The sequence below is a fragment of the Sphingobacterium sp. UME9 genome (genome assembly GCF_014170215.1).
Classification (GTDB): domain Bacteria; phylum Bacteroidota; class Bacteroidia; order Sphingobacteriales; family Sphingobacteriaceae; genus Sphingobacterium; species Sphingobacterium paramultivorum.
This window is the reverse complement of the sequence record NZ_LZZP01000013.1, coordinates 258,845-271,666: the sequence shown is the minus strand read 5'-3', so window position 1 is coordinate 271,666 and position 12,822 is coordinate 258,845. Positions and strand designations below refer to the sequence as shown.

Sequence of the window (12,822 nt, the reverse complement as noted above, 5' to 3'; positions counted from 1 at the left end):
TGACACAAATACCCCATAACCATGAGCATACTACCTATTTTATCGAGACATTTTTTACTGCTGATATCCATCATTTCCATTGGTCATGCCCAGAATCTGAAATTTGAGACACTGAGCCAGGAGAACGTATTGGATAAACAGGCGGTATTAACAATTGCTCAAGATAAACAAGGTAAACTGTGGTTCGGTGGCGGAGCCAACCTTTTTGTCTATGACTCCCAAAATATCACCAATATCCTCGTACAGGATACGGTATTTAAAAAGGTAGATTACATTAACAAGATTGCCATCAACGCAAATAATGCCCTTTTTATTGCTACAGCAACGCAGTTATTTATTTTCGACATCGACAAACGTAAAGCCGTATTTAAACAGGGAAAACCTTTTCAGGAAAAAATTGCTGTTACCGACATTCAGTTTCTTTCAGACCAGATATTTTTGTGCACTGACAAAGGACTCTATCAGGCTGTCCCGACAGCTGGAACCTACAATCTCAAGAAAATTCTTGACCGTCCGCGGGTGCAATCCATTATTCAAACTAGCCCCAACAACTATATAATAGCCAGTTACAATGGCATAGAATCTTTTTCATTGCAAAATAATCAGGTCCTCCATATCCAGAATCTGATACTGCCTGCGCTCCCTTTAAAAGAACGTATTTTCTGTGCCCTATATCTCCATAAAAACATCCTGTGGGTTGGCACAAAATTGCATGGAATATTCCAATATAACTTCGCTGATAAAAAATGGAATAACTTAACAGAAACAAATAGCAATCTGCTCAGCAATAACATCCGGAAAATTGTCCCAACTAAACAGGGAGACCTGCTGATCGGTACATTAAAAGGACTCTCCATCTTTAATGGGGCACCACATTTCTTAAACTATAAACATAATACCTCCGTCAAAAACTCATTGAGTCAAAATTCAATCTATGATATTTTTATTGATCGACAACAGATCACCTGGATAGGAACTTATTTCGGCGGAATCAATGCCATCTACCCCGAACTGATCCCCATACAGCATTACTCAACACGTTCGCGTCCTGGTCTCAGCCTGAATAGTGATATCACCGGTAGCTTCGCCGAATCAGACAATGCCTATTGGATAGGAACGGAGGAAGAGGGAATCAACAAAATTGACAAAAGAACAGAAACGACCTCTCCTTTGTCAAAATTGACCCGGTCAAACCTGATCAAGGATCTATATGTTAGAGATAACAAAATTTATGCGGCACAGTATGGCGGGGGCTACTCCATTATCGATGCACAATCTGGAAACACACAACACTTTTACCTGGAAAAAGATGTCTTGAATCTCAAAAACAATATTTATAGCATTTACGTCGATCCCGTACATCGCATTTACCTCGGAACCAATAAAGGGCTTTACATCGTCGATCCTGGAAAACCTGCAGCGTATAACGCTGCATTAAAAACAGGTACAATTGATGATATCCAAGCGGACAATAAACAGCAGACTTATTTTCTCAGAGGAGGTACACTTTTTCGCAAAAAACCAAATGAATCAAACATAAACCCAATAAAACAGCTGGATACATTAACGCTAGGTGGGTTTTATGTTCACCCGAACGGGGACATCTGGCTGACATCCAAAGAATACTTATATCATTTTGATCAGCATGATCAATTAACCAAGGTCTCTCGCTTTCCGAACAATTCGCTAGGCTGGCCCATCTTTGTGAACAATCAGGTATGGCTTACCAGTAAAAATGGATTAATATGCTATAATCCCAAAACAAAACATAGCTACCTCCTGAATCAGTATGACGGTTTACCGGTCAAAAATCTACTTGGAGCCAAAGTCTTTGCCAGCAAAACAGGAACACTATTCGTCACAACACTCAATGGCGTAGTTGCCATGGATACCCGAACAATAATTTTCAATCAGACTATCCCCGAGGTACTCTTCCGGAATATCTTTCTCGAAGAGACACCATTAAACTACGGACGGCTTCAGAAAACGACCGATCACAACAGCTATCAGCTCAAACTCCGACATGATGAAAACTTTGTTACGATTAATTTCTCAGGTTCTAATTTCATCAAACCACAAAAGAATAGATACCGATATAAGCTTGATGGCTTTGACAAGGATTGGGTTGAAACAAGTACTCCGTCAATACGATATACCAATATTCCAGTCGGAATTGCATACTTTGACCATATTCGCCAGTAACAACGATGGCATTTGGAGCAGTATCCCCCTACGGATCAACATCGATATTAAACCTCCCTTTTGGAGAACCTGGTGGGCCTATCTGTTGTATGTGGGCTTGTTCACCTTGGGTGTACATTTTGTCATCAAGTTTGTTGTCGAACGTGAGATGTTGATCAATTCAGAACGGGAACAGGAAAAGAAAATAAAATTCTTTACACAGATATCGCACGAAATTCGCACACCGTTGACGTTGATTACAGCTCCATTAGACGAAATTATCTCCGAAACGGCCAATCTGACTTCTACACAAAACAAAGTAAAACGGATAAAAAAGAATGCCAGTAAACTGCTTGGTGTAATCAACGAGTTGCTGGACTTTAAAAAATTCGATGATAAACACTTTGTACTGAAGAAAACCGACATCTCTTTTAGAGAATACATAGAAGATACGTTCTACTTACTGAATGACCTTGCCAAAACAAAACATCTCAACTATTATATACGTCAGTTGGATGCAGTAGGATTACAATCCATCGATACCGTGCAATTTGATAAAGTGATGTTTAATCTACTGTCCAATGCTATCAAATACACACCCGATTATGGTACAGTTTACTTGGAGTTGATCGAAAGTGATGACTCGTTTTCCATAAACATAGTTGATAACGGCATTGGCATTGCTACAGACAATCAGTTTAAAATATTTGAAGAATACTATCGTGAAGAACAAGCTAATGATGCGATCGGCACAGGCATTGGATTGGCACTTACCAAACAAATTGTGCTGCAACACAAGGGAGACATTCGTTGTTTTTCACAGGACGATGAAAAAGGAAAATGGACGGTATTTACGGTAACCTTACCGAAACAAGCTGGCGAGAAAGTAGAGCTGCAAGCAATAGGCCTCCTTGGAAAGGAAACAGAAGACGTTAGCACACCTGTACCAAGCACGCTTGATACTTCCTTACAACAAACTATTTTAATTGTAGAAGACAATAAAGAATTATTAGCAACAGTTGTCAATCTATTTCAGGATACCTACACGATCATTACAGCAAACAATGGTGAAGAGGCTCTTTCCAAAGCATTGGAATATATCCCTGATCTGATTATTTCAGACCTCATGATGCCTTACATGGACGGTGCTCAATTGTGTCAGGCCATTAAAACAAATATGGTAACAAGCCACATTCCGTTCATTTTGCTGACGGCCGTAACAGACAGCCATTCACAAACCTTAGCACTAGAACTGGGCGCCAATATCTATTTGACAAAACCCTTCGACAATAAACAACTATTTCTCTCCGCTCAGAATCTCATGGCTATCAGCCAGAAAAAGAGTAGAGAATTTCAGGTCAAAACAGCTTCATTCGACAATGAGCTTGATGCACAATTCATCTTATCCCTAAATGAATTGATCGAAGCTAATATCCAGTCAGATGGCTTTGATGTTAATTTTATATCACGTAAAATGGGAATGAGCGCTCCAATTCTCTATCGTAAACTGAAGGCAATATCCAATTTATCGCTCAATAATTATGTTAAAACGTATAGGCTAAACAAAGCGAAAGAACTACTGAATTCTGACATGAACATCAGTGAGATCGCCTATACTGTCGGGTTTTCGGACAGGAAGTACTTTAGTAAGGAATTTAAAAAACAGTTTGGATACAATCCGTCGGAACAAACCGCTACGCCCAACCAGAATAGCTAAACCCTGTTATATCGAACTGTGGTCCCCGTAATGCTCAATAAACGCTGTAATTCCCAATAAAAAGACAGAGGTGGCTATGCCACCTCTGTCTTTTAGCTTTAACTACGTTTTTAATCAAGTTTGAGCCTTACTTAAAACAAATCATTTTTTAAACGATCTGATCCCACTAAAATAAGCTTTTAACTGTTGACAACCTTATTTAGCGATCTCTTTGATCATAGGTTCTCCGGACAATAGGCGCTGATAACGAACCAAGGCCTCCACATAATAATAATCGGCATAGGTCAACGGCACATCGATTTCCGAATTTAATGGCAGCGCTCCAACACTGTGTTGTAAGATATACCCACCATTTTGACCATAAGGTGCCAGATAAGGTGCCTTCGACAGGTTCTTAAGAATCGTTTCTGCTTTATCAAAATAATTCAAAGCTTCACTTCCCTTTGTGTATTGTGAGAGCTCTAACAAAGCAGATGCATATAATGCCGCCGCAGATACATCCCGCAGATCCTTATTCGGATACATTTTATCTGACTGCGCAATTTTATCTTTATCAAAATCCCAGTAAGGAACCAGATCAGCAGGCAAATTCGGATTGCTTAGGATATACTTTGCGATTTGCTGGGCCTGCTTCAAAAATTCTTTCTTCTTTGTCTCGCGGTACATCATGGTATAACCATACAGCGCCCATCCTTGTCCTCTTGACCATGCCGATTCATCAAATGCGCCCTGATGGGTCTTTTTACCAATCGCCTTACCTGTGTTTTTATCATAATCGATCACATGGTATGAGCTATAATCTTTTCTGAAGTGATTTTTCAAGGTTGTTTCAGCATGAGATACCGCAATATCATAGAATTTTTTATCTCCAGTCATTTTAGACACCTGTGTCAAAAACTCCAGGTTCATCATATTATCGATTATAACCGGATACTGCCATGATCCGTGATCCCAAGAACGAATCGTTTTGGTAGTTGGACTATAGCGCGATGCTAAGGAATTGGCGCCGGTGCTGAGTACTGGTCCATACTTTTGGTTATCACCCGTGAGACGCAGTGCGTTTCCAAAACTACAGAATAACATAAACCCTAAATCATGTGTACCCTTGTTGTTCTTTTCTTTTTCTAGATAGGTCAATTTCTCGGTTGCTTTCTTTAATAACCCTTCATCTTTGGTGCCTTCATATAAATACAACAATGTCCCTGGATAAAACCCCGAACACCACCAGCTCGACGAAGAAAATACCTCTTTGCCATTTTCGAAAGTTTTTGGAAACTTTTCTGTCGGAGTTTCGTTCGCCAGGACTTTTATTTGCTTCGCTGCAGCATCTAGCTGCTGCTGAATAAACGCTTTGGATAGATTCGGTTTTGCCGTTTGCGCCTGAACGACAGTCGAAGTACCCAAAATGGCCAATAATAACACGGAAAGTTGTTTTAATTTCATTATTTTCTATTCTTTTATTTTTATTTGGTCAGCGCATTAGCGCTTTAATGCTATACCTAAATAATCCGCTCTTTTTCTTTATTTCAATTGATCGAGGAATATTAAGCAATTGGCTCAAGGAGCTTGAATATTCAGTTTCAACGTAATTTCTTTAACTTACTTTTATCAATGTACATTAATCAAAGCGATCGCTCCCTTATCAAGCTTCAGATCAATTGTTCCATCTCTCCTTATATCAAACGTACCTTTTCCCTGTATCTTTACCTCTGGTATTCCGATATCGGATTTTAAACGTAGACGACCTCCATATTGACTTTTGATCCGGATGTTGGCCGTTTTTCCATTTTTCCGCTCTGCTGATACGAGATTTCCACCATCTGTCAAAAAATTGGTAAAGGAAACATCCTTCCATTTATGAGGAATAGCAGGAAACACGCGTAATACACCATTCCAATACTGCATACACAATTCTTGAATACTGGCCATCGCTGCCAGTGGGGTTTCTATCACCGGACCGCTTTCAGCATATAGTGTATTGGCTTTAATATATTTCTGCAATAGCACATCCAGCGAAGCCAAAGCCGAGTCTCCTCTTCCCATCATGGCATACATAGAGGCAGCCCCCGTAAATGAATAGCCCTGCAACAATTGCTTTTTGCTCTGCCAATGTGCAATAGAGCGCTCAATAAGAGCTTGATTATTTACCTGATCCCAGTTTATATCGTAAAAAGGATAAATCATCATTAGATGCGAATAGTGACGATGCGACTCGCCATAGGGTAGATCTTTTGCGATCATAAAGCCATCGACATCTTGTGGATAATCAATCAAGTTGGCCAATACGTCTGTCCAGACAGCATGAAGTTTATCCTTGCCGCCTCTTTCTTGATCCAGCTCAATAAGCGTCTTGAGCCCCCATTTGAAAATAGAAAGATCATAATTTGTATCATAAGCATACCCTTTTGAATATTCTGGTGAATAGGTTTTCACACCGATATGGTATTTTCCTGCTTGATTCTTTTCCAATAAGTGCAAATGATAATTTATCGCTTCCTTCAGTAGCGGAAATAAGCGATCATATACTTCCTGCGACAGGGTCGCTCGATAATATTGATAATAACTATGCAACAGCCATACGAGATTACCTAGCTCCTTTTCACCATCGGAAGCCGCATCCAATGAAACATTTTTTGCCAGAAGAACAGGACTCCATAAGCTTGGCCCCGAGGAGCGACCTACAGCCAAACTGTTATAGCGATAAGGCTCGGGAACATTTTGTCTTAAATTATCTTTATTCCGATCAATCATCTGGATCAACGAGTTTGCAATACCGAGCTGGTTCGCTTTGAAAACAGGGGAATAAGCAAGTTGCATATTAAGATTAAGCCAGTACGCTGGCCACGGAGTTGGACTTGTCCAGGGCCCCTGTAAATCCATAGCGGGTTTATCTGACCTTGTTGCACTGGCAAGCTTATACAGTTGCATTTCATAAAACTGCTGGTAAACCGTATCTGGCAGCTCCAGTGTAGATGCTACAAAATAGTCTGTCCACCACTTGCGATGGGACGCCAGTCCCTTCGTTAACTTTTGTTCTTTAAAATTCTGAACATAATTGATCGCCTTTTTGACATAAGCGGTTCCCTGCTGGTTATAATCTACGGTAATTAAATAGGTATCCACTTCTTTGCCGGATCTGCCACAATAAGCCGTCACATACCCTCCCCCGGCTAGAAGAGGCTGATCAAAATATTTTATTTCGCCTTGGGTGCCAAAACTTCCTTTTGGATTTGTCGGATAGTTTTTCGGTTTTTGCGTATAGCTGAATCCCATCCTTGGGCTGATGGCTTCGTCGGGTTTCCATGTAAGATGGTAATTCCCGTTAAAATCTTTTTTAAATACCTCTAGCAAAATAATGTTGTCATTTGATAAGGTGGTCGTCCGAATTCTCACCATCCCTTGGTCTGTGCCGACTTTCGCCTCAGCATAGGCATCTTTTAAATGAATTTCTCCTTGTGCCTGCACAATCGGGCGTTCAAATTCTATTTCAAAATGACCTAACGACATACGCGCCTGATCAAACAATTTATCGGCCGAATTCGCTCGATGATCATAAATATCAGTTCTTCCAATATCCACACGCATCGAATTCTTACCGGCTAAGTAAGTCATCGTTCCCAGGAGACCATTGCCAGTAAACACACCTTCATAAATCGTATGGCCCAACACTGGAATTCTAAATTGAGCTGATCCTTCAAATGGCTGGCATAGGATGCAAACGAGTAAAAACAGTATTCTTAGATTCATCATTAGGATTTAATGCTATCAGAGCGACCATAAAGATGCTGGATTATTCTCCTGAAATCAAGCCTCTTTTACGAAAACGATTGAGGAAAACCTAGATTCAAGCTCTTCTCTGTCCATCACATCGAATAGCTACATCACTGAAATGTAACAATTTAATAGATAAAACAACAAAGCATAGGCAATAATGGGGGTAGCTATATATGAAAGAAATGAATTCAACAGTATTCTTTTGTTATTTTTTAACAAAACACAAATAAACAATACGTAAAATTTTAGTTATCAGTTTACATTTATCAGTTTTTTATCTATTTTTAAGATTAAATATCCAATGCCGTTATTTTTAACAGCCTAATAGTGGATCAATTATAAAACAACTAATCCAACCAAAATGAAAGAACAGAATTCATCAAGGCGTGATTTCATAAAAAAATCCGTGGTCGGTGCTGCGGCATTTTCTATTGTACCACGCTTTGTACTCGGAGGACAGGGCTATCTTGCTCCGAGCGACCATCTAACCAAAGGTGTAATTGGTGTCGGCAATATGGGCCGTGGACACTTTGGCTACGCCGGAACTAAAACAGTAGCCATTTGTGATGTGGACAAAACCCATCTAGCGGCAGCACAAGCAGACTTAGGCGGTGGTGTGAAGGAATACCATGACTTTAGGGAGTTGATTAAATCTCCGGAAGTAGATATTGTGCATATTGCTACTCCGCCACATTGGCATGGACTGATGTCCATTGAAGCGGCAAAAGCAGGAAAAGATATCTGGTGTGAAAAACCAATGACACGTACTATCGGTGAGGGTAAAAAAGTAAAAGAAGCCATTGCACAACATGGCAATATCTTCCGTTTAAATACCTGGTTTCGTTTCAAGGATGACTTTTATGGAATGAATGTTCCGGTAAGCAAAATCAAAAAATTAGTTGATACTGGCATGTTAGGTTGGCCTTTGAAAGTTACGATAAGCAAACATACCGGCTTTGACTGGAAGTTCTATTGGGTAGGAAAAGAAAATTTACCAGAGGAGAAAGTACCGGCTGAACTTGACTACGATTTTTGGTTAGGTCCGGCGCCGTACAAGCCTTACAATAAACACCGCGTACATACCACTTTTAGAGGATATTGGGATTATGATGGTGGCGGTCTAGGAGATATGGGGCAACATTATATGGATCCTGTTCAATACTTCTTAGGTAAAGACAACGAAAGCCCGATTACCGTCGACGTTGATGCTCCGCAGCAACATCCGGATGCCGTGGGCACATGGAGACGAATTACATTTACCTATGCCGATGGTTGTCAGATCATTCTAGATGGTGAAGCGAAAGATGAAAAGGCAGCCTATATTGAAGGTCCAAAAGGTAAATTATATCGAGGGTTTCAGTCAGATATACCAGATTTGGAGAGAAAACTTGCACAGTACCCTGAACCTGCACCACAGATTACTGACTTCTTGGAATCCGTTCGCACAAGAGAAAAGTTTGCACTGAATGAAATCAATGGACACCGTTCTTGTACATTGGTCAACATGGGATTAGCAGCATTGCGACTGAACAGATCACTAAAATATGACTCCCAAAATGAGCTATTTATTAATGACGACGCCGCAAATAGATTAATTCACCAACCAATGAGAGGCCCTTGGTCTATTTAAAAAGATATCCTAATGAAAAGAATATTCAATTCGCTGACCGTATTGCTTCTTATATCTAGTGCAACCTACGCTCAGCAACCACAAAATAGAACGACTGCAACTAAAATAGCAGACGTATTGGCACAACAGCCGGCTGAAGAAAAAGAAAAGTTTTTACTTGCCATGCATGAGCTGGAAGGTTTTTCTTCTGATGACGTCGTTACGTTCCTCAAAGGACTTAAAGCACCAGGTAGCAACAATGCTCCGATAGAATTTGCGGCAAACAGCTATTCGTTCTATGTAAATCAGCCTGGTAAAGAACAACAAAAAAGAGTTTTCGTTGAAGGATTGGCAAAATCCATAGCGCAATTGAGTGAACCAACAAATCAGGTCTTTGCCCTACGCCTGTTACGTCAATGCGCCGATAATACAGCTATACCAGCTGTCGCTACTTGTTTGACAAACGATTATCTCGCCGATGCAGCAGCGAGAACCCTAGTTTCTATTCGTACCCCTGAATCGACAGCAGCCTTAGGAAAAGCTTTAGCAGCATCCACAACAGAGAAAACTGCCATTGCCCTGGTTACAGCACTCGGAGATCTAAAAGATAAAAATGCTGAAAGTGCCATTTTAGGATTAACGCAAAAATATAATTCGGATGGCTTCCAACGAACAGCATTGATCGCGCTGAGCAAAATCGGGGGCACAGCTTCTGAATCGCTATTCCAGGAAAAACTAAATGCCGCCGGCTATAGCTATGACAAATTGGATGCAGTAGGACTTGGTATCGACTATGCTCAAGCATTGATCGACAATAAACACGACCAAGATGCGGTTAAGTTCCTAAACAAGTTTTTCCAGGAATCACAAAAAGCAAAATCGATCAACGGCCAAATTGCATCGCTTAAATTATTGACAACCATCGACCCAGCGAAACAACAAAAGAATTTGTTAGCAGCTGTTAAGAGCGATAATGGTGCTTACCGTAACATTGCATTACAATTACTCGGAAAATATGGAAAAGGCGCCGACGCAAAAAGCTTGCTTGCTTTAGCAAGCAAGGGTACTCCTGAAGTGCAAGAAAGTGTATTGAACTACTTAGCCCACAATGGTTCGGCAAGCAGCTTAAAACTAATCCAGGCATTAGTAAATAAAACACAGTCTCCCGTAACTAAATTAGCTGGATTAAGTGCACTAAATACACTATCTCAGGGTAAAGAAACCAATACCTTAATCCAGGCGCTCAACGCTGATCAACAATTCAACAATTCGGTAAAAGCATTGATACTTTCTTCGAAAGATGCAAATGTCGTTACTGACGTCAACAATGCACTTGCCACTGTAGACGACGACAAAAAGATTCAATTGCTGGATATTTTAAGTAAACGTTCCAACAATGCATCATCCAAAGCTGTATTAGCCATAAAGAGTGCAAACCCTGCTGTCGAAGAAGCGATCAACAAAGCACTCCCAAATGTAGCTCAGGAATCGGACTTAGAAGAACTATTCAGTAGGTTAAACAATACGACAGACAATAAATCTGCCGTGCTATTGCAACGTTCCATTGTCAATGTGGTTCAGTCAAGCACAAATTCAAAAGGATTAACAGAAAAACTAGCAGCAAATATATCGAAGTCTGCAGCGCCTAATACCGCTAAGTATTTCCCTATTTTTGCTGGGCTTGGTGACGCCCAGTCATTGAAAGCTGTAACTGCATACCTTAACAACAATAATACAGGTCTACGGTCCGCAGCAATTGAGTCTTTGGCTGGCTGGTCTACCTCCAACGCACTACCAGAATTGGTATCTCTTTCCCGAACAGAAAAAGACGATAATCTTTTCAATACGGTATACAGAGGATTAATTAAATCAATTTCTTCTTCTTCGAATACGCCTGAACAGAAAACTTTGTTATTAAGAGATGCATTCAACGTTGCCAAAACAACAGATCAGAAAAAAGCAGCATTATCGGCATTACAACCTACAGGAACATACCAGTCTTTAGTTTTTTCCGCCGATTTAATGAACGACGCTCAACTTGGCGGAACTGCGGCCAATGTAGCGATGAACATTGCAATGGACAACAAGTTCTATGGCAAAAAGGTTAGAGAGGTTCTTGAACAGGTAATCGGTAAATTGTCGGGTAGTGAAAGTGGATACCTTAAAGAAGCTGTTGTTCGCTATCTCGCTGAAATGCCAATCAAAGAAGGTTATGTTTCGATGTTCAACGGTAAAGACCTAAGTGGCTGGAAAGGTTTGGTAGCGGATCCGATCAAACGCAGTAAAATGAACGAGAAAACTTTAGCAGCAGAACAAGCTAAAGCCGACGATATCATGCGCAAAGGCTGGACAGCATCCAACGGTGAAATTGCCTTCAGTGGTAAAGGAGATAATCTGGCTACCGTAAAGAAATATGGCGATTTTGAAATGCTCGTAGATTGGAAATTGGAAAACTATGGCGGTATAGAAGGTGATGCCGGTATCTACTTGAGAGGTACTCCACAAGTACAAATTTGGGATATTGCAAATACAAGAGTCGGCGCCCAAGTTGGCTCTGGCGGATTATATAACAACCAGAAAAATGAAAGCAAACCATTAAAGGTTGCCGACAATGCTACTGGCGAATGGAACACGTTTAAAATCAAAATGGTAGACGATAAAGTCACAGTTTGGTTAAATGGACAGTTAGTAACCGATAATATTCCTCTTGAAAACTATTGGGATAGGAACCAATCAATTTTCCCTACCGAACAAATTGAGTTACAAGCGCATGGTTCAGTTGTTTATTATAGAGATCTTTTTATCAAGGAATTTCCAAGAAAACAAATCTCTAAATTGAGCGATCAAGAGAAAAAAGAAGGTTTTGAAGTACTTTTTGATGGAACAAACCTCGACAAGTGGACAGAAAACCAAGCTTATGTCGTCAATGACGAAGGTTATATCTGGGTGTATCCAAATGCAAAATTTGGTGGAAACCTTTACACAAAAGAAGAATATGCAGACTTCATTTATCGCTTCGACTTCAAATTAACTCCTGGTGCCAACAATGGTGTGGGAATACGCGCTCCTCTGGAAGGAGATGCCGCATATGAGGCTATGGAAATCCAGGTACTTGATGATGGTGCAGATGTTTATAAAGACTTGAAGCAATACCAATATCACGGTTCAATTTATGGAGTTGTTCCTGCCAAAAAAGGTCATTTAAAACCTGTAGGTGAATGGAACTCCGAGGAAATAGTGGTGAAAGGAAATCGCATCAAAGTTACACTGAATGGCGCGGTTATCGTGGATGCGGATATCGCAGAGGCAAGCAAAAATGGAACCCTGGATGGCAAACAACATCCCGGGCTTAAAAGAACCTCTGGTCATATCGGGTTTCTAGGACACGGTACCGAAGTATTCTTTAAAGATATTCGAGTGAAAAAACTCAAATAGTCTAAACTTATACGTAGAAAGGGGATAAGGAATCTTATCCCCTTTTTGCTAATTAGCCCACTTGCTTGTCAAGTGAGAAAAATAACCAAATGATTCCAAAACTTTT

6 protein-coding genes are annotated in these 12,822 nt (G+C 40.4%); 4 read left to right on the top strand and 2 right to left on the bottom strand.

Annotated elements, in window-relative coordinates:
- The first annotated feature begins 21 nt into the window (after nt 1-21).
- Nucleotides 22-2,202: a two-component regulator propeller domain-containing protein gene (locus A9970_RS20145; RefSeq protein WP_182983480.1), complete on the top strand. Its 2,181-nt coding sequence runs from the start codon at nt 22-24 to the stop codon at nt 2,200-2,202.
- The gene (locus A9970_RS20140; RefSeq protein WP_182983479.1) at nt 2,126-3,898 is read left to right on the top strand and encodes a response regulator; all 1,773 of its coding nucleotides are present in this window, start codon (nt 2,126-2,128) and stop codon (nt 3,896-3,898) included. Before A9970_RS20145 ends, A9970_RS20140 begins: the two co-directional genes overlap by 77 nt.
- A gap of 195 nt (nt 3,899-4,093) precedes the next feature.
- On the opposite strand, the gene A9970_RS20135 is transcribed toward A9970_RS20140, so the two are convergent.
- Nucleotides 4,094-5,341, bottom strand: a complete 1,248-nt coding sequence (locus A9970_RS20135; RefSeq protein WP_145327171.1) for a glycoside hydrolase family 88 protein — start codon at nt 5,339-5,341, stop codon at nt 4,094-4,096.
- 165 nt (nt 5,342-5,506) lie between these two features.
- On the bottom strand, nt 5,507-7,648 hold the full coding sequence (locus A9970_RS20130) for a glycosyl hydrolase family 95 catalytic domain-containing protein (protein WP_182983478.1): 2,142 nt from the start codon (nt 7,646-7,648) through the stop codon (nt 5,507-5,509).
- Nucleotides 7,649-8,033: 385 nt separating this feature from the next.
- Between A9970_RS20130 and A9970_RS20125 the strand changes: the two genes are divergently transcribed.
- Entirely contained in the window at nt 8,034-9,302 is a 1,269-nt protein-coding gene (locus A9970_RS20125; protein WP_088160080.1) for a Gfo/Idh/MocA family oxidoreductase, read from the top strand.
- Nucleotides 9,303-9,314: 12 nt separating this feature from the next.
- Nucleotides 9,315-12,716, top strand: a complete 3,402-nt coding sequence (locus tag A9970_RS20120; protein ID WP_182983477.1) for a DUF1080 domain-containing protein — start codon at nt 9,315-9,317, stop codon at nt 12,714-12,716.
- The last annotated feature ends 106 nt before the right edge of the window (nt 12,717-12,822 follow it).

Coding starts and splice junctions, on each gene's coding strand:
- A9970_RS20125 (WP_088160080.1), top strand. CDS start 8,034: ATGAAAGAACAGAATTCATCAAGGCGTGATTTCATAAAAAAATCCGTG.
- A9970_RS20120 (WP_182983477.1), top strand. CDS start 9,315: ATGAAAAGAATATTCAATTCGCTGACCGTATTGCTTCTTATATCTAGT.
- A9970_RS20145 (WP_182983480.1), top strand. CDS start 22: ATGAGCATACTACCTATTTTATCGAGACATTTTTTACTGCTGATATCC.
- A9970_RS20130 (WP_182983478.1), bottom strand. CDS start 7,648: ATGATGAATCTAAGAATACTGTTTTTACTCGTTTGCATCCTATGCCAG.
- A9970_RS20135 (WP_145327171.1), bottom strand. CDS start 5,341: ATGAAATTAAAACAACTTTCCGTGTTATTATTGGCCATTTTGGGTACT.